Here is a 24,912-nt window from a genome sequence, read left to right on the forward strand (position 1 = left end):
GGTTTCATGGTGAACGAAGATAGGCTTCGGGACTACCTCAAGCGGGTAACGGCTGATCTGCACCAAGCGCGCCAACGCCTGCGCGAACTGGAGGCAGGAGAGCAGGAGCCCATCGCGATTGTGGCGATGAGCTGCCGTTTCCCGGGTGGTGTGGGGAGCCCCGAGGATCTGTGGCGGCTGGTGGCCGACGGTGGTGACGCCATCTCCGATTTCCCGTCCAACCGCGGATGGGACGTGGACGGGATGTATGACCCGGATCCCGAGAATTCGGGGACGTTCTACTCCCGTGAGGGTGGATTCCTTCACGACGCGGACGAGTTCGACGCGGGCTTCTTCGGGATCTCGCCGCGTGAGGCCCTTGCCATGGATCCGCAGCAGCGGCTGCTCCTTGAGACCTCGTGGGAGGTCTTCGAGCGGGCGGGCATCGCTCCGGGGTCGGTGAAGGGCCGGCGTGGCGGTGTGTTCGTGGGAGCCGCCACCTCGGGCTACGGGGCGGACATCGTCGGTTTCCCCGAGGAGATCGAAGGCCACCTGCTGACCGGTACGGCGACTTCGGTCGTATCGGGCCGTATCTCGTACACACTCGGTCTTGAGGGACCCGCGGTGACGGTGGACACGGCGTGTTCGTCGTCGCTGGTGGCGTTGCATCTGGCCGCGCAGGCGCTGCGCCAGGGCGAGTGCGACCTTGCCCTTGCCGGTGGTGCCACGGTGATGTCCACACCGGGTGCCTTCGTCGAGTTCAGCCGCCAGCGTGGCCTGGCGCCCGACGGCCGCTGCAAGCCGTACGCGGATGCCGCGGACGGCACGGGCTGGTCCGAGGGTGTCGGCATGCTGCTGGTGGAGCGGCTGTCGGACGCGCGCAAGAACGGCCACCCGGTCCTGGCGATCGTGCGCGGCTCCGCCGTCAACCAGGACGGCGCGTCCAATGGTCTTACGGCGCCCAACGGCCCGTCCCAGCAGCGGGTCATCCGGGACGCGCTGACGAGTGCCCGTCTGTCGGCCGCTGATGTGGACGTGGTGGAGGGCCACGGGACCGGTACGTCCCTGGGTGACCCGATCGAGGCGCAGGCGCTGCTGGCCACCTACGGCCAGGACCGGCCGGAGGGCCGTCCGCTCTGGCTGGGCGCGCTCAAGTCGAACCTCGGTCACACGCAGGCGGCCGCCGGTGTCGCCGGTGTCATCAAGATGGTGATGGCGATGCGCCACGGCGTGCTGCCGCGGACGCTGCATGTGGATGAGCCGTCGCGGCAGGTGGATTGGTCGGCGGGTGAGGTGCGGCTGCTGACGGAGGCCACCGAGTGGCCCGAGACCGGGCAGCCGCGCCGGGCCGGTGTCTCCGCCTTCGGCGTGAGCGGCACCAACGCCCACACCATCATCGAGCAGGCCCCGCCGGTCGACGAGGACGAGACCGAGGCCGAGGAGAGTCCGGCTTCCGACGCCTACAGTGGCGTGGCCACGTGGCTGTTGTCGGCTCGTGGCGCGGACGCGCTGCGGGCTCAGGCGGCGCGGCTCAGGGCGTTCCTGCTGGAGCGGGTCGAGTCGAGCGCACTGGACGTCGGTCACTCGCTGGTGGCGACGCGGTCGATGTTCGAGCACCGCGCGGTGGTGTCGGGCGCGAGCCGTGCGGAACTCCTCGCCGGACTCGAGGCCGTCGCATCCGGAGAAGCCGCTCCCGGTGCGCTCCAGGGCGTGGCCGGGACGGCCGTCAAGACGGCGTTCCTCTTCTCGGGTCAGGGTGCGCAACGCCTGGGTATGGGGCGGGAGTTGTACGAGACGTTCCCGGTGTTCGCCCGTGCGCTGGACGAGGTGTGCGCGCACCTGGACGTCGTACTGGACCGTCCGCTGAAGGATGTGATGTTCGCGGCCGAGGGCGGTGCCGACGCCGAACTGCTGGACCGGACCGCGTTCACGCAGCCCGCGCTGTTCGCCATCGAGGTGGCGTTGTTCCGGCTGCTGGAGCACTGGGGTGTCGTCCCGGATGTGGTGATCGGCCACTCCATCGGTGAGATCGCCGCCGCGCATGTGGCCGGGGTGTTCTCGCTTCAGGACGCGTGCACGCTGGTCGCGGCGCGTGGCCGGTTGATGCAGGCGCTGCCGGAGGGCGGCGCGATGGTCGCCGTCCAGGCGTCCGAGGAGGAGATCTCCGGATCGCTCGTCGGTCGTGAGGCCGAGGTGAGTGTCGCGGCGGTCAACGGCCCGACGGCCGTGGTGATCGCGGGTGATGAGGCCGCCGTACTGGAGATCGCCGGCCAGTGGTCGGAGCGGGGTCGTAAGACCCGTCGGCTGCGGGTCAGCCACGCCTTCCACTCGCCGCGCATGGACGCGATGCTGGACGACTTCCGCCGTGTAGCGCGGGACCTGACCTTCCAGACTCCCACCCTGGCCCTGGTCTCCAACGTCACCGGAGAGCCGGTCGGGGCCGACGATGTCTGCTCCCCCGAGTACTGGGTGCGGCATGTGCGCGCGGCCGTGCGTTTCGCCGACGGCGTTCGCTCCCTCCAGGCCCAGGGCGTCACCGCGTACATCGAGGTGGGCCCCGACGGTGTGCTCTCGGCGATGGCGCGGGACTGCCTGGCGGGCGAGGCGGCTTCGGCCCCGGCCGTGGTGCCGGTCCTGCGCAAGGGACGCCCCGACGCCCAGGCCCTGATGGCCGCGCTGACCGAGGCCCATGTCCACGGTGTGACGGTCGACTGGGAGCAGGTCTTCGCCGGGCGCGGTGCACGGACGGTTGACCTGCCGACGTACCCCTTCCAGCGTCAGCGCTACTGGCTGGAGGGCACGGGCGGAGCCTCGGGCGCCTCCGCCGCCGTGGACTCGGTGGACGCGCGGTTCTGGGACGCGGTGGAGCGTGAGGACCTGGAGGCGCTGGCGGAGGCGCTGGACGTCGACGGGAGCGGCTCGCTGGGCGAGTTGCTGCCCGCGCTGTCCTCGTACCGCCGTCAGCAGCGCGACCGGACCACGGTCGACGGCTGGCGCTACCGGATCTCGTGGAAGCCGGTCTCGGAGACCCCCGCGGCCACACTGTCGGGTACCTGGCTCATGGTCGTTCCCGCGTCCGGTGTCGCCGACACGTTCGCGGACTCGGTGTCCGCCGCACTCCAGCGGCACGGCGCCGATGTCGTTCGTCTGGTGGCGGACGAGGCCGATCTCGCCCCCGGTGCGCTGGCCGGGCGACTGCGTGACATAGCCACCGAGCCGTCCGGGCTCGGCGGTGTGCTGTCCCTGCTGGGGGTGGACGAGCGGCCCTGCACCGAGCACCCGGTGGTCTCGCGCGGCCTCGCGCTGACCCTGACGCTGGTGCGCGCCCTGGCCGAGGCGGACATCCGCGCCCGGCTGTGGTGCGCCACCCGGGGTGCCGTGTCGGTGGGCCGTTCCGACCAGCTCACCAGCGCCGTGCAGGCGGAGAGTTGGGGCCTCGGCCGGGTGGCCGCCCTGGAGCACCCCCGGATCTGGGGCGGTCTGGTCGATCTGCCCGAGACCGTGGACGAGCGCGCCGCCGCGCGACTGGCCTGGGCACTGTCCGCCGGAGACGGCGAGGACCAAGTGGCGGTACGCGGATCCGGAGCGTACGCCCGGCGCCTGACCCGCGTCACGGTCGGCAACGGGTCGGCGGAGCGCGTGTGGCGCCCCCGGGGCTCGGTGCTGATCACCGGCGGCACCGGCGCCCTGGGCGCCCAGGTGGCGCGCTGGGCCGTGCGCGAGGGCGCGGAACACCTGGTGCTGACGAGCCGTCGAGGCCCGTCGGCCGACGGCGTTTCCGAACTCACCGCGGAACTCGAGGCACTCGGCGCCGAAGTGACCGTGGTGGCCTGCGACGCCGCCGACCGGGATGCCCTGGCCGAGGTGCTGGCCGCCGTACCGGAGCGGTATCCGCTGACCGCCGTCGTGCACGCGGCGGGCATCCTGGACGACGGTGTGCTCGACGGCCTGACCGTCGGCCAACTCGCCGGGACCCTGGCCGCGAAGGCCGAGGGCGCGCGCCATCTGCACGAGCTGACCGCGGAGCTCCCGCTCGACGCGTTCGTGCTGTTCTCCTCGTTCGCCGGTGCCATCGGCGGCGCCGGCCAGGCCGCCTACGCGGCGGCCAACGCCTACCTCGACGCGCTGGCACAGCGGCGCCGGGCCCAGGGCCTGGCCGCCACCGCGGTCGCCTGGGGCCCGTGGGCCGAGAGCGGAATGGCCGCGAGCGGCCGAGCCGGGGAGCGGACGCGCGGCGGGCCACTGCCCCCCATGACTCCCTCGCTGGCCCTGGACGTGCTGGGCTGGGCCGCCGGCCATGACGAGGCCGCGCTGGTCGTGGCCGACATCGACTGGACCGGCATGGCCTCCATGCTGAGCGCCGGCCCCAGCGCCCTCGTCAGCGACATCCCCGAGGCACGTGAGCTCCTGACCGCCGCGGCCGGGACCATCGGCCAGGCGGGACCGGGCCATGACCTGCGCGGACAACTGGCCGGACAGTCGGACGAGGAACAGCGCCTCCTCCTGCTTGACCTCATCCGCACCCACGCGGCCTCGGCACTCGGCCACTTCTCGGCGGACTCCGTCGAGCCGGGCCGCGCCTTCCGGGACCTCGGGTTCGACTCCCTCACGGCCATCGAGCTGCGTAACCGGCTCGACCTGGCCACCGGTCTGAGCCTGCCCGCCACCCTCATCTTCGACTACCCGACCGCCGAGGTGCTCGCCGACCAGCTGCGGCAGGAGCTGGGCGGAGCCCACGCCGGGGCCGCCACTTCGGCGGTCTCGCACCGCGTGCGGCCGGATGACGACGACCCCATCGCGATCGTGGCGATGAGCTGCCGCTTCCCCGGAGGCGTGGAGAACCCGCAGGACCTGTGGCGACTCCTGACCGAGGGCGGCGACGGCATCGCCGGGTTCCCCGCCGACCGGGGCTGGGACGTCGAGGGCATGTACCACCCGGACCCCGAGCACCCGGGCACGTTCTACGCCCGCGAGGGCGGATTCCTCTACGGGGCGCCCCAGTTCGACCCCACCTTCTTCGGGATCTCGCCGCGCGAGGCGCTCGCCATGGACCCGCAGCAGCGGCTGCTCCTTGAGACGTCCTGGGAGGCGTTCGAGTACGGGGGCGTCAAACCGGCCGCGCTGCGTGGCAGCCGTACCGGTGTGTTCATCGGCACCAACGGCCAGGACTATTCCGCGATCATGCTCGACGCCGTCGAGGACTTCGGTGGCCATGTGGGTACGGGCAGTGCGGCCAGCGTGGTGTCCGGGCGCATCTCCTACACCTTCGGCCTTGAGGGGCCGGCGATGACGGTGGACACGGCGTGCTCGTCGTCGCTCGTCGCGCTGCATCTCGCGGTGCAGGCGCTGCGTCAGGGCGAGTGCGACCTGGCGCTCGCCGGTGGTGTGTCGGTCATGTCGACACCCGGCGCCTTTGTGGAGTTCAGCCGCCAGCGTGGCCTGGCCCCCGACGGCCGCTGCAAGCCGTTCGCGGAGGGCGCGGACGGTACGGGCTGGTCCGAGGGTGTCGGCATGCTGCTGGTGGAGCGGCTGTCGGACGCGCGCAGGAACGGCCACCCGGTGCTGGCGGTGGTCCGCGGCAGCGCCATCAACCAGGACGGCGCCAGCAATGGTCTTACGGCGCCCAACGGGCCGTCGCAGCAGCGGGTGATCCGGCAGGCGCTGGCCGGCGCCGGGCTGTCCGCCGCCGAGGTCGATGCGGTCGAGGCGCACGGCACTGGTACGACGCTGGGTGACCCGATCGAGGCGCAGGCGCTGCTGGCCACGTACGGCCAGGAACGCCCGGAGGGCCGCCCGCTGCTGCTGGGCGCCATCAAGTCCAACATCGGTCATACGCAGGCCGCCGCGGGCGTGGCCGGTGTCATCAAGATGGTGATGGCGATGCGGCACGGAGTACTGCCGCAGACCCTTCACGTGGATGAGCCGTCGAGTCAGGTGGACTGGTCGGCGGGTGAGGTGCGGCTGCTGACGGAGGCCACCGAGTGGCCCGAGACCGGGCAGCCGCGCCGGGCGGGTATCTCCTCGTTCGGGCTCAGCGGGACCAACGCCCACACCATCATCGAGCAGGCCCCCGAGCTGGAAGAGGCCGTGGCCTCGGAGGCGGCCGGGCCCGGGACACCGGTGTCGGCGGACGTGGTGCCGTGGCTGGTCTCCGGGAAGAGCCGGGAGGCGCTGCGGGCGCAGGCCGAGCGGCTCGCCGCGCATGTGGCGGCTCGCGAGGACATCGAGGCGCTGGACGTCGGCCACACGCTGGCGGCCAGGTCGGTGTTCGAGCACCGTGCCGTGCTGGTCGGCGAGGACCGGGAGACCCTGCTGCGTGGCCTGCGGGCCGTCGCGGAGGGCGGCATCGCCTCGGGAGCCGTCCAGGGGCAGGCCGTAACGGGTGGCAGGACGGCGTTCCTGTTCTCGGGTCAGGGTGCGCAACGCCTGGGTATGGGGCGGGAGTTGTACGAGGCGTTCCCGGTGTTCGCCCGCGCCCTGGACGAGGTGTGTGCCCACCTGGATGTGCTGCTGGACCGTCCGCTGAAGGATGTGATGTTCGCGGCGGAGGGCGGCGCGGACGCCGAACTGCTGGACCGGACGGCGTTCACGCAGCCCGCGCTGTTCGCCATCGAAGTGGCGCTGTTCCGGCTGTTGGAGCACTGGGGTGTCGTCCCGGATGTGGTGATCGGCCACTCCATCGGTGAGATCGCCGCCGCGCATGTGGCGGGGGTGTTCTCGCTTCAGGATGCGTGCACGCTGGTGGCCGCCCGTGGCCGTCTGATGCAGGCCCTGCCGGCCGGTGGGGCGATGGTCGCCGTCGAGGCGTCCGAGGAGGAGGTCTCCGGATCGCTTGCCGGTCGTGAGGCCGAGGTGAGTGTCGCTGCGGTCAACGGCCCGACGGCCGTGGTCATCGCGGGTGACGAGGCCGCCGTACTGGAGATTGCCGCACAGTGGTCGGAGCAGGGCCGTAAGACCCGTCGGCTGCGGGTCAGCCACGCCTTCCACTCGCCGCGTATGGACGCGATGCTGGACGACTTCCGTGACGTCGTCACCGGTCTGTCCTTCCAGGCACCGGCCATCGCCCTGGTCTCGAATGTGACAGGCGGGGCGGCGGGCCCCGAAGAGGTGTGCTCGCCGGACTACTGGGTGCGCCATGTCCGGGAGGCCGTGCGGTTCGCGGACGGCATGCGGGCGCTCAGCGCCCAGGGCGTCACCAGGTTCCTGGAGGTCGGCCCCGACGGTGTGCTGTCCGCGATGGCGCGGGACTGCCTGACGCCGGACGAGGTCGCGGCCTCGGCCGTGGTGCCGGTGCTGCGCAAGGACCGCCCCGAGGCCCAGGCGCTGACGACGGCGCTGGCCGAACTCCACGTCCACGGAGCCTCGGTGGAGTGGGAGTCCGTCTTCGCCGGGCGCGGTGCGCGGACGGTCGAGCTGCCGACGTACGCCTTCCAGCGCGAGCGGTACTGGCCCGAGGTGTCCCTCTCCCTGAGCGGCTTGGACGCACAAGGCGCCGCCGACTCGGTGGACGCGCGGTTCTGGGAAGCGGTCGAGCACGAGGATCTCGAAGCGCTCGCCGAGGCGCTCGACGTCGACGGCGAGACGCCGCTGAGCGCGGTGCTGCCCGCGCTGTCCACGTACCACCGCAACAGGCGTGACCGGTCCACGATCGACAACTGGCGCTACCGCGTGGCGTGGAAGCCCGTCTCGGACGTGGCCGGTGGGTCGCTGTCGGGAACATGGCTGGTGGTGGTTCCGGCGTCCCGCGCCGAGGACGAGCTGGTGACGGAGACCGTCGCCGGGCTTCGGCGCCATGGTGCCGATGTGGTGTCGCTGGTGGCGGACGAGCGTGACCTCGACGCCGACGCGCTGGGGGAGCGGCTGCGCGCGGCGATCGCCGACGCACCCGCTGTGGGTGGCGTGTTGTCGCTGCTCGCCCTGGACGAGGAGCCCTGCTCCGGACACCCCGAGCTCCCCAGTGGTCTCGCCCTGACGCTGACCCTGGTGCGGGCCATGGCGGACACGGGCATCGAGGCTTCGCTGTGGTGCGGTACGCGAGGTGCGGTGTCGGTGGGCCGTTCCGAGCGGCTCAGCCGTCCGACGCAGGCGATGGTGTGGGCGTTGGGCCGGGTGGCCGCGTTGGAGCTGCCGGAGCTGTGGGGCGGTCTGGTCGATCTGCCCGAGGTGTTGGACGAGCGTGCGGTCGCGCGGTTGGTGGGCGTGCTGGCCGGTGGGGCCGGCGAGGACCAGCTTGCGGTGCGCGGCTCCGGTGTGTTCGTACGCCGTCTGGCCCGGTCGGCGGCGCCTGTCGCTGATGTGGCGTCGTGGCGGGTGCGTGGCACGGTGTTGGTGACCGGCGGTACGGGTGCGCTCGGCGGCCAGGTGGCCCGCTGGCTGGTGCGCAATGGCGCCGAGCATCTGGTGTTGACCAGTCGTCGGGGTCTTGAGGCGCCGGGCGCACCGGAGTTGTGTGCGGAACTCGAAGCGCTGGGTGCCCGGGTGACCGTGGTGGCGTGTGATGTGGCCGATCGTGAGCAGTTGGCGGCGGTGCTGGACGGCGTGCCGGAGGAGTATCCGCTCGCGGCGGTGGTTCACGCGGCGGGTGCCAATGGGGTGGGGCCGCTGGCCGGGACGACGGTGGCCGAGGCTGCCGCTGTGATCTCCGGCAAGGTGGCCGGTGCGGTCAACCTGGACGCGTTGCTGGGTGATCGTGAGCTGGACGCGTTCGTGGTGTTCTCTTCGATCGCGGGTGTGTGGGGCAGTGGTGGTCAGGCTGCTTATGGTGCGGCGAACGCTTATCTGGATGCGTTGGTGGAGGACCGTCGGGGTCGGGGTCTTGCTGGTACGGCTGTGGCCTGGGGGCCCTGGGCCGAAAGCGGTATGGCGGCCGGCGACGGCGGGGATCAGTTGGCCCGTCGTGGTCTGCCCGCGATGGCGCCCGGTCTTGCCCTTGCCGCGCTGCAGGGAGCGCTCGCGGGTGACGAGGGTGTGGTTACCGTCGCCGATGTGGACTGGGAGCGGTTCGCGCCCGCGTTCACGATCGGGCGGCCCAGCCCGCTCCTCGGTGAACTGCCCGAGGTCCAGCGGGCGTTGACGAACACCGGAACCGCCGAGGGCACCGGCGTCGCGGCCGGTTCGGCACTGCGGGAGCGCCTGACCGGGCTCACCGAGGCCGAGATCGACCGGACCCTGCTCGACCTGGTGCGCGCTCATGCCGCGGCGGTGCTCGGTTTCGCGGGTGCCGAAGTGGTCGAGCCCGGGCGGGCGTTCAAGGAGTTGGGTTTCGACTCGCTTACGGCGGTGGAGTTCCGTAATCGGTTGAACGCGGAGACGGGGTTGGTGTTGCCGGCCACGTTGGTGTTCGACTACCCGAGTTCTGTGGTGCTGGCCGGTCATCTGCGTGCCGAGGTGCTGGGTACGCGGGGGGCGGTGGCTGTGCCGTCGTCGGCGGCGGTGGCTCCGGTTGATGACGACCCGATCGCGATCGTCGGGATGAGCTGCCGCTTCCCGGGCGGCGTCGGAAGCCCCGAGGATCTGTGGAACCTCGTCGCGGCCGGCACGGACGCCATCACCGACTTCCCCTCCGACCGGGGTTGGGACGTCGACGGAATGTACGACCCGGACCCGGAGCGCCTGGGCACGTTCTACGCCCGCGAGGGCGGGTTCCTCGACGGGGCGGGCGAGTTCGATGCCGCCTTCTTCGGGATCTCGCCGCGTGAGGCCCTTGCCATGGATCCGCAGCAGCGGCTGCTCCTTGAGACGTCCTGGGAGACGTTCGAGCGCGCCGGTATCGACCCGGCGTCCGTACGCGGCAACCAGATCGGCGTCTACGTCGGCGCCGCGACCTCCGGCTACGGAACGGGACTGCACGAGATCCCCGAGGGGCTCGAAGGGCAGTTGCTGACCGGCAGTGCCACCTCGGTCGTGTCAGGTCGTATCTCCTACACGCTGGGTCTTGAGGGGCCCGCGCTGACGGTGGACACGGCGTGCTCGTCGTCGCTGGTCGCCCTGCACCAGGCCGCGCAGGCGCTGCGCCAGGGCGAGTGCGACATGGCGCTCGCCGGTGGTGTCACCGTGATGACCAACCCGGCCGCCTTCGTGGAGTTCAGCCGCCAGCGTGGCCTGGCCCCCGACGGCCGCTGCAAGCCCTTCGCGGATGCCGCGGACGGTACGGGCTGGTCCGAGGGTGTCGGCATGCTGCTCGTGGAGCGGCTGTCCGACGCCCGGCGCAACGGCCACGAGGTGCTGGCGATCGTGCGCGGCTCCGCCGTCAACCAGGACGGCGCCTCCAACGGCCTTACGGCGCCCAACGGCCCGTCCCAGCAGCGGGTGATCCGGCAGGCCCTCGCCAACGCCGGGGTGTCGCCCGCCGACATCCAGGTGGTCGAGGCACACGGCACTGGTACGACGCTGGGTGACCCGATCGAGGCACAGGCACTGCTGGCCACCTACGGCCAGGAGCGCCCGGAGAACCTGCCGTTGTGGCTGGGATCGCTGAAGTCGAACCTCGGTCACACGCAGGCCGCGGCCGGTGTCGCCGGTGTCATCAAGATGGTGATGGCGATGCGGCACGGCGTCCTGCCGAAGACGCTGCATGTGGATGAGCCCTCGAGCCAGGTGGACTGGTCGGCGGGTGAGGTGCGGCTGCTGGCCGAGACGGTGGAGTGGCCCGAGACCGGGCATCCGCGCCGGGCCGGTGTCTCCGCCTTCGGCGTGAGCGGGACCAACGCCCACACCATCATCGAGCAGGCCCCGCCGGTCGAGGACGAGGCGCAGCCCGCCCCGACCCCCGCCGACGACCACGGCCTGGCCCCCTGGACGCTCTCCGCCCGGAGCCCGGAAGCCCTGCGTGCCCAGGCCGAGCGGCTGCGGGCCCACCTGATCGACGGGGCCGAGCACGGCGTTCTGGACATCGCCGAATCGCTGGTCGCCACACGATCGGTGTTCGAGCACCGCGCGGTGCTGCTGGGCACCGAACGCGAGACGTTGCTGCGTGGCCTGGAGACCCTCGCCGCGGGCGACGACGCCCCCGGTATCGTCCAGGGGCAGGCCGCCAACGGCGGCAAGACCGCGTTCCTGTTCACCGGCCAGGGTGCCCAACGCCTGGGTATGGGGCGGGAGTTGTACGACACGTTCCCGGTGTTCGCCCGCGCCCTGGACGAGGTGTGCGCCCACCTGGATGTGCTGCTGGACCGTCCGCTGAAGGACGTGATGTTCGCGGCGGAGGGCGGTGCCGACGCCGAGCTGCTGGACCGGACGGCGTTCACGCAGCCCGCGCTCTTCGCCGTCGAAGTGGCGCTCTACAGGCTCCTGGAGCACTGGGGTGTCCGGCCGGATGTGGTGATCGGTCACTCCATCGGTGAGATTGCCGCCGCGCATGTGGCAGGGGTGTTCTCGCTGGAGGACGCGTGCACGCTGGTGGCTGCCCGTGGCCGTCTGATGCAGGCGCTGCCGACCGGTGGCGCGATGGTCGCCGTCGAGGCGTCCGAGGAGGAGATCTCCGGATCGCTCGCCGGTCGTGAGGCCGAGGTGAGCATCGCGGCCGTCAACGGCCCGAACGCCGTGGTCATCGCCGGTGACGAGGCCGCCGTACTGGAGATCGCCGGCCAGTGGTCGGAGCAGGGCCGCAAGACCCGTCGCCTGCGGGTCAGCCACGCCTTCCACTCGCCCCGCATGGACGCGATGCTGGACGACTTCCGTGCGGTCGCGCGGACGCTCGCCTACAACAGCCCGTCCGTCGCGTTCATCTCGAATGTCACGGGTGAGCAGACCGGTGCCGACGAGGTGTGCTCGCCGGAGTACTGGGTGCGGCATGTGCGGGAGACCGTCCGCTTCCTCAACGGGGTGCGGGCCCTCGAAGCGCAGGGCGTCACCGCGTACATCGAGGTGGGCCCCGACGGCGTGCTGTCGGCCATGGCCCAGGACTGCCTGACCCAACCGGCCGACGACATCGCGGCCGAGGACACACCGGCCCCCCTGTTGGTGCCGGTGCTGCGCAAGGACCGTCCCGAGACACAAGCACTCGTCGCGGCCCTCGCCGAGATCCACGTCCACGGCGAAACCGTCGACTGGCGGGCCTTCTTCGCCGGACGCGGCGCCCGCCGCGTGGACCTTCCCACCTACGCGTTCCAGCACCAGCGCTACTGGCTGGAGGCTGGTACCTCGGCGGGCGACGCCGCGGCCTTCGGCCTCGACCCCGCCGACCACCCGCTGCTCGGCGGAGCCGTCCCCCTCGCGGGCGCCGACGGCCTGTTGTTCACCGGAACTCTCTCGCTGCACACCCAGCCCTGGCTGGCGGACCACGTCCTGCGCGGCGAGGCGGTCCTGGCGACCACGGCCCTCGTCGAACTGGCCATTCGCGCCGGTGACGAGGTCGGCCTCGGCCATGTGGAAGAGCTCGTCATCCAGGCGCCGCTGGCTCTCCCCCGAGGGGGCGGCGTCCAGATTCAGCTCGTCCTCGGCGAGGAGGACGAGACTGGCACCCGTTCGCTGGAGATGTACTCACGAGTGGCCGAGCCCGTGGGCGCGGACACCGATGCGGACGTGGACGTGGACGAGTGGATCTGCCACGCCAGTGGTGTGCTCGCCCCGGAGCCGGACGACGCCATGACCGCCGAGGCGGCGGGCTTCGCCGCATGGCCCCCGCCCGGCGCCGAGCGCGTCGAGGTGGACGGCCTGTACGAGTTGCTCGCCGGCGACGGCCTCGTCTACGGCCCCTCATTCCGTGGCCTCCGTGCGGTGTGGCAGCGCGACGACGAGGTGTTCGCCGAGGTCAGCCTCGCTGAGGAGTCCGTCGTGGACGCCCAGCGGTTCGGGCTGCACCCCGCCCTTCTGGACGCGGCGTTGCAGCCGCTCGGCCTCGGCGTGCTGGACGGGGTGGGGCGCGGACGCATGCTGTTCAGCCTCGCCGGGATATCGCTGTACGCGTCCGGTGCCTCCGCGCTGCGCGTCCGGCTCGCCCGTACGGGTCCGGAGACCCTCTCCCTGACCGCGGTCGACGGAGCCGGGGAAGTCGTGGTCTCCGCCGACACACTGACCCTGCGTCAGGTCGCCCCGGAGCAGCCGGAGATCACCCCGGCGGCGGACACGGCGGACACGGCCGAGGAGACTCTGCCCGAGCCCGCCGCCGCCTCGCCCGAGGCAGCCGCCGTACCCCCTGCTGAGATCTCTGTGGAGGAGACCTCCTCCGCCAAGCCGTCGCGCCGCCGTAAGACCGCGCGGCGCTCCGCCAAGCGGGGCGGACCGGACTCCGGGCCGCTCGCCGCGCTGCGGGAGCGGCTGGCCGGGCTCTCCGAGCCCGAGCAGGACCGGATGCTGCTCGATGTGATCCGTACGCATGTCGCGGCCGTGCTCGGACACGCCTCGGCCGACGCCGTCCAGGGCTCGCAGGCCTTCAAGGACCTCGGCTTCAGCTCGCTGACCGCCGTCGAGTTCCGCAACCGGGTGAGCAAGGCCATCGGCCTGCGGCTCCCGGCGACGGCCGTGTTCGACTACCCGACCCCCGCCGAACTCGCCAAGTTCACCCGTGCCGAGGTTCTCGGCGTGCTGACCGGAGCGGTGCGTCCGGTGCCGGTCGCGGTGGCGGGCAACGACGAGCCGATCGTGATCGTGGGAATGAGCTGCCGCTATCCCGGCGAGGTGGCCACCCCGGAGGACCTGTGGAACCTGGTCGCCGAAGGCCGGGACGGCATCTCTCCCTTCCCGACCGATCGTGGCTGGGACGTGGAGAACCTCTACGACCCGGACCCGGACGAGCCGGGCAAGTGCTACACGCAGGAAGGTGGCTTCCTGCACGGCGCCAGCCGGTTCGACCCGGCGTTCTTCGGGATCTCGCCGCGTGAGGCGCTCTCGATGGACCCGCAGCACCGGCTGCTGCTTGAGACCTCGTGGGAGGCGCTGGAGCGGGCCGGTATCGACCCGGTCTCCGCGAAGGGCAGCCAGACCGGTGTCTACGCGGGTGTGACCTACCAGGACTACGGCGGTGTCCTCGCCGGATCCCAGGACAACGTCGAGGGCTACATCGGCACCGGCGTCTCGCCCAGCGTGCTCTCCGGCCGTATCTCCTACACCCTGGGCCTCGAAGGGCCCGCGGTGACGGTGGACACGGCGTGTTCGTCGTCGCTGGTCGCCCTGCACCTCGCATGGCAGGCGCTGCGTCAGGGCGAGTGCGACCTGGCGCTCGCCGGTGGTGTGACGGTGATGTCCACACCGATGTCGCTGATCGAGTTCAGCCGCCAGCGCGCGCTCGCCTCCGACGGCCGCAGCAAGCCGTTCTCGGCCGCCGCGGACGGCGCCAGCTGGGCCGAGGGCGTCGGCATGCTCGTCCTCGAACGGCTCTCGGACGCCCGCCGCAACGGACATCCCATCCTCGCCGTGGTGCGGGGCAGCGCGGTGAACCAGGACGGCGCGAGCAACGGTCTTACGGCGCCCAACGGCCCCTCGCAGCAGCGGGTCATCCGGCAGGCACTGGCGAACGCCCGGCTGTCGGCCGCCGAGATCGACGCGGTCGAGGCGCACGGTACGGGTACGTCGTTGGGTGACCCGATCGAGGCGCAGGCGCTGCTGGCCACCTACGGCCAGGAGCGCCCCGAGGGCCAGCCGCTGTGGCTGGGCGCCATCAAGTCCAACATCGGTCACTCGCAGGCCGCCGCCGGTGTCGGTGGCGTCATCAAGATGGTGATGGCGATGCGGCACGGCGTACTGCCGAAGTCGCTGCACATCGACGAGCCTTCGCCGATGGTGGACTGGACGGCCGGCGACGTCGAACTGCTGGCCGAGGCCAGGCCGTGGCCGGAGACGGGGCATCCGCGGCGCGCGGGTGTGTCGGCGTTCGGTATGAGCGGTACCAATGTGCACACCATCCTGGAGCAGGCTCCCGAGGCGGAGGAGGCTCCGGAGACCGAGGCGGCCGAGCCCGCCGGTGCCGGGACCGGGGCCGTCGACGGTCCGGTGGCGTGGGTCGTGTCCGGCAAGAGCGGCGACGCGCTGCGCGACCAGGCCGACAGGCTGCGGGAGTTCGTGGCCGAGCGCCCCGAGCTGAGCGCCGCCGATGTGGCGCTCTCCCTGGCGACGACCAGGTCCGCGTTCCAGTTCCGGGGCGCGGTGACCGGGGCCGGCCGGGAGGAACTCCTCGAACGACTGGCGGCGATGGCCGAGGGCGCGAAGGCGCCGGGTGCGGTCCGCGCGAACGCCATCGAAGCACCGGGCCGTTCGGTGTTTGTGTTCCCGGGTCAGGGGGCGCAGTGGGCGGGTATGGCGGTGGGGCTCCTGGAGTCCTCGCCGGTGTTCGCCGAATCGATCGGCGAGTGTGAGACGGCTCTGTCGGCTTACGTGGACTGGTCGTTGACGGACGTTCTCCGTGGGGCTGACGGTGCTCCCGGGTTCGACCGGGTGGATGTCGTTCAGCCGGTGTTGTTCGCGGTGATGGTGTCGCTGGCGAAGCTGTGGCGTTCGGTGGGGGTCGAGCCGGACGCGGTGATGGGTCACAGCCAGGGTGAGATCGCGGCGGCCTGCGTTGCGGGTGCGCTCTCGCTGGAGGACGCGGCGAAGGTGGTGACCCTGCGTTCGCAGGCGATCGCCGCCGGTCTGGCGGGTCGTGGTGGCATGGTCTCGGTCGGGCTTCCGGTCGACCAGGCCAGGGAGCGTATCGCCGCTTGGAACGGTGCGATATCCGTCGCGGCAGTCAATGGCCCCGGTTCGGTCGTGGTGTCGGGTGACGCGGGTGCACTGGATGAGATGGTCACCCAGCTGGAGGGTGAGGAGATCCGTGTCCGCCGTGTCCCGGTGGATTACGCCTCGCACTCCGCGCATGTGGAGGAGATCCGGGAGGAGTTGCTGAGGGTTCTGGCGGACCTGAGGCCCCGTACGTCCGAAGTGCCGTTCTACTCGACGGTGTTCGGCGAGCTGGTGGACACGGCCGGGCTGGACGCGGAGTACTGGTACCGCAATCTCCGCCAGACCGTGGAGTTGGAGGCCACCACCCGCACCCTGCTCGGCACCGGGCATGGTGTGTTCATCGAGGTGAGCCCGCATCCGGTACTCACCCTTCCCGTGCAGCAGACGGTGGAGGCCGCCGAGGCGCAGGCCGTGGTCATCGGGACCCTCCGGCGTGACGAGGGCGGGGCCGAGCGGTTCCTGACCTCGATCGCCGAGCTTCATGTCAACGGCGCCGACGTCGACTGGCGGAAGGTGTTCGCCGGACACGGTGGCCGGCAGGTCGACCTGCCGACGTACGCCTTCCAGCGGCAGCGGTACTGGCCGCAGCCGGGCGAGGACGGTGGGTTCGGCAACGGCCCCGTCTCCGAGGCCGACTCGGTGGACGCCCGGTTCTGGGAGGCCGTCGAGCGCGAGGACCTCGAAGGGCTCGCGCAGACGCTGGAGCTCGACGGGGAGGCCCCGCTGAGCGCGGTGCTGCCCGCCCTGTCGTCGTACCGGCGAGGCAGGCGTGACCGCTCCACGGTCGACAACTGGCGCTACCGGATCAACTGGAAGCCCCTCATCGACCAGCCGTCGTCCGGCTCCGGGCAGGAGCAGGGCGCCCCGATCACCGGTACCTGGCTGGTCGTCGTCCCGCCGGTCGACGCCGCCCGTGAACTGGCGGAGCGCATCGCACGGGACGCGGAGCGCCACGGTGCCCGCATGGTGCGGGTCGACCTGGACGCGACGGAGCCGGAGCGGTCCTCGCTGACCGCACTCCTGCGCGCCGCGGCCCCCGGCACGTCCGCCACGGACGGCTCCGAGCAGGACGGGACGCTCGCGATCGACGGAGTGCTCTCCCTGCTCGCGCTCGACGAGGAGCCGATCGCCGGGCACCCGGGCGTTCCGCGCGGCTTCGCCGGCACGGTGGCCCTGGTCCAGGCGCTCGCCGACATCGACATCGACGTGCCGCTGTGGCTCGCCACCACCGGTGCCGTGTCCGTGGGCCGCTCCGACCGGGTCGGCAGCGTCAAGCAGTCCCTGGTGTGGGGTCTGGGCCGCGTGGTCGGCCTGGAGTACGCACAGCGCTGGGGCGGTCTCGTCGACCTCCCCGAGTCGCCGGACGCGCTCGACGAGCGGGCCCTGAACCGTCTGGTCGGCCTGATCGGGCGGTCCGGCGACGAGGACCAGGTGGCGGTGCGCGCCTCCGGGGTCTTCGCGCGGAGGCTGGTCCGGGCGCCCCTGGGCGACGCCCGGCCGGCCCGCGCCTGGCAGCCTCGCGGCAGCGTTCTGATCACCGGTGGTACGGGTGCCCTCGGTGGTCGTCTCGCCCGCTGGCTGGCCCGTGGCGGCGCCGAGCACCTGGTGCTCACCAGCCGCCGCGGCCCGGACGCCCCCGGCGCGGCCGAGCTGAGGGACGAACTGACCGCCATGGGCGCGCGGGTCACCGTCGCCGCCTGTGACGCCGCCGACCGTGACGCACTGCGGGAGCTCCTCGACGGGCTGCCCGCGGAGTACCCGCTGACCGGGGTGGTGCACGCCGCCGGTGTGCTGGACGACGGCCTCGTCGACACCCTCACCGTCCCCAGGACGCAGGGGGTCTTCCGGCCCAAGGTGGACGCCGTGGTGAACCTCCACGAGCTGACCCAGGACCTGGACCTGTCCGCGTTCATCCTCTTCTCCTCCTACGCCGGAACCGTCGGTGGTGCCGGTCAGGGCAGCTACGCCGCCGCGAACGCCTTCCTCGACGCCCTGGCGCAGCAGCGCCGGGCCCAGGGGCTGGCCGCGACCTCGGTGGCGTGGGGCGCCTGGGGCGGCGGCGGTCTGGTCGACGACGCCACCGCGGCCCAGCTGAAGCGGCGCGGTATGCCGCCGCTGGTGCCCGAGCTGGCCGTCGAGGCCCTGCAGCAGGCGCTCGACCACGACGAGGTGGACATCACCGTCGCCGATGTGGACTGGGAGCGCTACGCCCCCGGGTTCGCCTCGGCCCGGCCGCGTCCGCTGCTCGACGAGCTGCCGGAGGTACGGCGGGCCCTGGAGGCGGCGGAGGCCGAGCTGGACGCGGCGCTCTCCGGGCTGGCCGTACGCCTCGAAGGACTGTCGCCCGCCCAGCGCGAGGCGGAGGTCCTCGACCTCGTCAGGACCCACGCCGCCGAGGTGATCGGTTACCCGGACGCCGACGCGGTGGAGCCGGAACGGGCCTTCAGGGACATCGGGTTCGACTCGCTGACCGCCGTGGAGCTGCGCAACGGGCTCAGCGCGGCGGCCGGTGTGACCCTCCCGGTCACCATGGCCTTCGACTACCCGACGCCCATGGTGCTCGCCCGGTTCATCCTCGGCGAGGTGCTGGGCACCGCGCCCGCGCCGGCCGACGAGCCGCCGGTGGTGACGGGCACGGTCGTGGACGACGACCCGATCGCGATCGTGTCGATGAGCTGCCGCTTCCCCGGCGGGGTGCGCACTCCGGAGGACCTGTGGCGACTGGTCTCCGAGGGCAGCGACGTGATCAGCGCCTACCCGACCAACCGTGGCTGGGACCTGGACGACCTGTACGACCCGGACCCGGAGAACACGGGCACCAGCTACGCCAGCGGCGGCGGTTTCGTCTACGACGCCGATGAATTCGACCCGGCGTTCTTCGGGATCGCCCCGCGTGAGGCGCTGACCATCGACCCGCAGCAGCGGCTGCTCCTTGAGACCTCCTGGGAGGCGTTCGAGCGGGCGGGCATCGACGCCGCGTCGCTCAAGGGAAGCCGGACCGGTGTCTTCGCCGGAAGCAACGGCCAGGACTACATCGGCCTGCTGATGACCGCCCCGGGCGGCCCCGACGGCTACCTCGGAACCGGTAACGCGGGCAGTGTCGTGTCGGGCCGTGTCTCCTACACCTTCGGCCTCGAAGGACCGGCCGTCACGGTGGACACGGCATGCTCCTCGTCCCTGGTGGCACTGCACATGGCCGTGCAGTCGCTGCGCCAGGGGGAGTGCTCCATGGCGCTGGCCGGCGGTGTCACGATCATGTCGACCCCGGGCTCGTTCGTGGACTTCAGCCGCCAGAAGGGGCTGTCGTCGGACGGGCGCTGCAAGGCGTTCGCGGCATCGGCCGACGGCACCGGCTGGGGCGAGGGTGTCGGCGTGCTGCTGCTGGAGCGGCTGTCGGACGCACGGCGCAACGGCCACCCGGTCATGGCGATCGTGCGCGGCTCCGCCGTCAACCAGGACGGCGCCAGCAATGGTCTTACGGCGCCCAACGGGCCGTCGCAGCAGCGGGTGATCCGGCAGGCGCTGGCCGGCGCCGGTCTCGCCGCCCACCAGGTGCACGCGGTCGAGGCACACGGCACCGGCACCCGGCTGGGTGACCCGATCGAGGCGCAGGCCCTGCTGGCCACGTACGGCCAGGGGCGCCCCGAGGACCAGCCGCTGTGGCTGGGCTCGGTCAAGTCGAACATCGGGCACACGCAGGCCGCCGCCGGTGTCGCCGGGATCATCAAGATGGTGATGGCGATGCGCGAGGGCGTGCTGCCCAAGACGCTTCACGCGGAGGAGCCCTCGCCGCACATCGACTGGACCAGTGGCGCGGTGTCGCTGCTGAACGAGGCGACCGCGTGGCCGGAGAACGGCGAACCGCGACGGGCGGGCATCTCCTCGTTCGGCATCAGCGGTACCAACGCCCACACCATCATCGAGCAGGCCCCGGAGCCCGAGGAGCCGGAGGCGGCGGTGGCGCGGGTCGTCACGGACGACCTCACGGCCGGTTCGCGGACGCTCCCCTGGACGGTCACCGGCAAGGGCGCCGAGGCGCTGCGCGCCCAGGCACGCAACCTGCGTGACCATCTGGCGGACCACCCCGAGCTCGACCTGGACGACGTGGGCTACTCGCTCGCGGCCTCCCGGTCGGTCTTCGACCACCGCGCCGTCCTCCTGAACGGCGACCGGGACGCGCTGCTGAGCGGTCTCGACGCCATCGCCTCGGGCGCCACGGCCCCCGGGGTCGTCCAGGGATCGGTGGGCACGGCCGGGAAGACGGCGTTCCTGTTCTCGGGTCAGGGTGCGCAACGCCTGGGTATGGGGCGGGAGTTGTACGAGACGTTCCCGGTGTTCGCCCAGGCGCTGGACGAGGTGTGCGCGTATCTCGACGTGCTGCTCGACCGTCCGCTGCGGGACGTGATGTTCGCCGACGAGAACAGTGCCGACGCCGAACTGCTGAATCAGACGGCGTTCACGCAGCCCGCGCTGTTCGCCATCGAAGTGGCGCTGTTCCGGCTGCTGGAGCACTGGGGCGTCACCGCCGACGTGCTCATCGGCCACTCGGTGGGAGAGGTCGCCGCGGCCCATGTGGCCGGGGTGCTCTCGCTTCAGGACGCGTGCACGCTGATCGCGGCGCGTGGCCGTCTGATGCAGGCGCTGCCGGAGGGCGGCGCGATGGTGGCCGTCCAGGCGTCGGAGGAGGAGATCGCTCCGTCGCTGATCGGCCGTGAGGCCGAGGTGAGCGTCGCGGCGGTCAACGGCCCGACGGCCGTGGTGATCGCGGGTGACGAGGCCGCGGTGCTGGAGATCGCCGAGGACTGGGCCGAACAGGGCCGCAAGACCCGTCGCCTGCGGGTCAGCCACGCGTTCCACTCGCCTCGTATGGACGCGATGCTGGACGACTTCCGCAAGGTCGTCGAAGGGCTGATCTTCCAGGCACCGTCGATCTCCCTGGTCTCCAACCTCACGGGTGCGTCGGCGGGCGCGGAGCAGGTGTGCTCGCCGGAGTACTGGGTGCGCCACGTCCGCGAGGCCGTGCGGTTCGCCGACGGGGTACGGGCCCTGGAGAAGCTCGGGGTGACCTCGTTCCTGGAGGTGGGTCCCGACGGTGTGCTCACCGCGATGGCGCAGGACTGCCTGACGGCCGACGAGGCCGGAGGCGCGCGCACTCTCGTCCCCGCACTGCGCAAGAACCGCCCCGAGACCCAGTCGCTGACCACGGCGCTGGCCGAACTCCACGTCCACGGCACCACCGTGAACTGGTCGACGGCGTTCGCCGGACACGACGTACGGCGGGTGGAGCTGCCCACCTACGCGTTCCAGCGGCAGCGCTACTGGCCGAAGGCCGGCGGCCCCATGACCGGGGACGTCGCCTCCGTCGGACTCAGCTCCCCCAACCACCCGCTGCTGGGTGCCGGGGTCGAACTCGCGGGCAGCGACGGATTCCTGTTCACCAACAGGCTGTCGGTGAAGAGCCAGCCCTGGCTGGCCGACCACGCGATCGCGGGCGCGGCCCTGTTCCCGGGGACCGGATTCCTCGAACTGGCCATCCGTGCCGCCGATCAGGTCGGCTGCGGCCGGGTCGAGGAGGTCACCCTGGCCACCCCGATGGTCCTGCCCGAGAACGAACAGGTCCAGGTGCAGCTGTGGGTGGATGACGCGGACGAGACGGGCCACCGCTCGATCGGCCTCTACTCCCGCGCGGCCGACGCGTCCTCGGGCGAGCCGTGGACGCAGCACGCGGCCGGTGCGCTGGCCCCGGCCGGCCCCGAGCCGTCGTTCGACCTGGGCGTATGGCCCCCGGCGGACGCGGAAGCGCTGGACATCAGCGACTTCTACGAGCGCTTCGCCGCCTCCGGCTTCGCCTACGGCCCGGTGTTCCAGGGCCTGCGGGCCGCCTGGCGCGCCGGCGACGACGTCTACGTCGAGGTCAGTCTCGGCGAGGAGCACGCGTCACTGGCGGCCGACTTCGGCCTCCACCCGGCGCTCCTTGACGCCGCCGTGCAGGCGGTGACGTTCGTCGCCCTGGAGGACGTCGGGCTCTCCCGGCTCCCGTTCTCCTGGAGCGGGGTGTCGCTCCACGCCGGTGGCGCGTCCACGCTGCGGGTGCGCCTCACCCGGCTGGGGCCGGACTCCATCTCCCTCGCGGTGGCCGACGGAACCGGCCGCCCCGTGGCATCGATCGAGTCCCTCGTGCTGCGCCCGGTGTCCGTGGACCACATCGACACGGCCAGGACATCGGCGTTCCGCGACTCGCTGTTCACGCTGGACTGGACCCCCGTACCGGCCATCTCCCCGGCGGACGCGGCCACGGCCACCTGGGCCGTGGTGGGCACCGACCACTACGGACTGGCCGCCGGTGCGATCGCCGGAGCCCAGGTGACCGCCTACGCCGATCTCGACGCCCTGGGCGCCGCGATCGACGACGGCGCCGCCGCCCCGGAGGCCGTGCTGGTCTCCTACGCACCGGGCCTCGACGACGAGGCGGCGCAGGGCAGGCCCAAGAGCAAGGCAAAGACCAGGGCAAAGGGCAAGGGCAAGGGCAAGGCCAAGCGGGGCCTGGAGCCCGTGGACGCCATCCACGCGGTGACGCACCACACGCTCGGCATGATCCAGGGCTGGCTCGGCGACCGCCGGTTCGACTCCTCCCGGCTGGTCTTCGTGACCTCGGGCGCCATGGCACCCGAGGACCGCGACGAGACCCCGGACCTGATCCACGCCCCGCTGTGGGGCATGGTGCGGTCCGCGCAGTCGGAGAATCCGAACTGCTTCGTCCTGGTGGACCTCGACGAGGACGAGGCGTCCAAGGCGGTACTGCCCGCGGTTCTCGCCAACGACGAGCCGCAGGCCGTGGTCCGCGAGGGCACGGTGCTCGGCCAGCGCATGGCCCGGGTCTCCTCGGGCACCGCGCTGCTGCCGCCCGCCGGGGTGCGGGACTGGCGCCTTGACATGCACGCCAAGGGGACCCTGGAGAACCTGGCGCTGCTGCCCAGCCCCGACGCCACGGAGGAACTCGGCGCGACCGAGATCAGGGTGGCGCTGCGCGCCGCGGGCCTGAACTTCCGCGATGTGCTCAACGCCCTGGGGATGTACCCCGGGGAGGCCGGGCCGCTCGGTGGTGAGGGTGCCGGTGTGGTGACCGAGGTCGGCTCCGCGGTGACGGACCTCGTCCCCGGTGACAAGGTGATGGGCATCTTCAGCGGGTCGTTCGGCCCGTTCGCCATCACCGACCGGCGCGTTGTCGCCCGGGTCCCGGAGAGCTGGACGTTCGAGCAGGCGGCCTCCACCCCGATCGTGTTCCTGACGGCCTACTACGCCATGGTGGACCTGGCCGGTCTGAAGGCCGGTCAGTCGGTCCTTGTGCACTCCGCCGCGGGCGGTGTGGGCATGGCCACGCTCCAGCTGGCCCGGCACCTCGGCGCCGAGGTCTTCGGTACGGCGAGCGAGGGCAAGTGGGAAACCCTGCGGTCGCTGGGTCTGGACGACGAGCACATCGCGTCGTCCCGGACGCTGGACTTCGAGAAGCGCTTCCTGGAGGTGACCGGCGGGCGCGGCATGGACGTCGTACTCGACTCGCTGGCACGGGAGTTCGTGGACGCGGGCCTGCGGCTGCTGCCGCGCGGCGGCCGGTTCCTGGAGATGGGTAAGACCGACATCCGGATTCCGGAAGAGGTGGCCGCCGAGTACACCGGTGTCTCCTACCAGGCGTTCGACCTGATCGAGGCGGGACCCGACCGCATCAACGAGATGTGGAACGACCTGATCTCGCTGTTCGAGAACGGGGTACTGCGACCGCTGCCGGTCCGCACCTGGGATGTCCGCAGGGCACCCGACGCCTTCCGCTTCCTCAGCCAGGCACGCCACACCGGCAAGGTGGCGCTGACGATGCCGAGGACGCTGGACGACTCGGGCACGGTGCTGATCACGGGTGGTACGGGTGGTCTGGGTGCGTTGCTGGCCCGTCATCTGGTGGTGGAGCATGGTGTGCGTTCTCTGGTGCTGACGAGTCGTCGTGGTGTGGATGCGCCGGGTGCGGTGGAGTTGGTGGCGGAGCTGGCGGGGCTGGGTGCCGAGGCGCGGGCGGTGGCGTGTGATGTCGCCGACCGTGCCGCGGTGGAGGGTCTGCTGGCGGGGATCGGGTCCGAGTATCCGTTGTCGGCTGTGGTGCATGCGGCGGGTGTGCTGGACGACGGTGTGGTGGAGTCGTTGACGCCGGAGCGGGTGGACAGGGTGCTGCGTCCGAAGGTGGACGCGGCGCTGCACCTGCACGAGCTGACCCGCGACCTCGACCTCTCCGCGTTCATCCTGTTCTCCTCCGTCTCCGGAACCTTCGGCGGCGCGGGCCAGGCCAACTACGCGGCGGGCAACGCCTTCATGGACGCCCTCGCCCAGCACCGCAGGGCCGCGGGCCTCGCGGCGGCCTCCCTCGTATGGGGGCCGTGGACGCAGGACGGCGGTATGACCACCGAACTGGCCGACGCCGACGTCACCCGGATGACCAGGACCGGCATGGTCGCCCTCACCCCCGAGGCCGGGCTCGCGCTGTTCGACACGACCCGCGATCTCGACGGTGCCGTCCTGGTGCCCATGACGATGGACATGTCCTCGGTGGGCGAGCCGGTACCCGCGCTCCTGCGCGGACTGGTGCGCGCACCTGCGCGCCGGACCGCGGAGTCGGCGGCCACGAGCACCACGGCCGATCCGGCCGCCGCGCTCAAGCAGCACCTGGCCGGGAAGTCCGAGACGGAGCGCGAGCGCATCCTGGTGGACCTGGTGTGCGACCAGGTGGCCGTCGTCCTCGGCTACGCGTCGGGGCAGGCGATCGAACCCGGACACGCCTTCAAGGACCTGGGCTTCGACTCCCTGTCGGCCGTCGAACTGCGCAACCGGCTCAACGCGATCACCGGAACGCGGCTGCCGGCGACCCTGGTGTTCGACTACCCGACCCCGGCGTCGCTCGCGCGGTTCCTGCGCGAGGAGGTCGTCCCCGCCGACGGGCCCACGACCGAGCCCGTCTTCGGCGAACTCGACCGGCTGGAAGCCACCCTGTCGGCGCTCGCGTCCGACGGCGAGACACACGCCCAGGTCATGGCGCGGCTCCAGGGGCTGGTGGCGAAGTGGTCCGCCGGCGGTACCGGCCAGACGTCCGGCGCCGTGACAGCGGCCGACGACGACCTGGACGACGGCAGCGAGATCGAATCGGCCACCGCCGACGAGATCTTCAAACTCATCGATGACGAATTCGGAATGTCCTGACGTGGCGAGCTGGAACTCACAGAGTGTTTCAAGGGGCTG

1 protein-coding gene is annotated in these 24,912 nt (G+C 71.9%); it reads left to right on the forward strand.

Annotated features, from left to right (window positions below; translation table 11 throughout):
• Positions 1-6: 6 nt before the first annotated feature.
• Entirely contained in the window at positions 7-24,873 is a 24,867-nt protein-coding gene (locus tag IEY91_RS21380; RefSeq protein ID WP_189175257.1) for a type I polyketide synthase, read from the forward strand.
• Positions 24,874-24,912 lie beyond the last annotated feature (39 nt).

It is taken from the genome of Streptomyces lasiicapitis (assembly GCF_014646335.1).
Taxonomy (GTDB): Bacteria; Actinomycetota; Actinomycetes; order Streptomycetales; family Streptomycetaceae; genus Streptomyces; species Streptomyces lasiicapitis.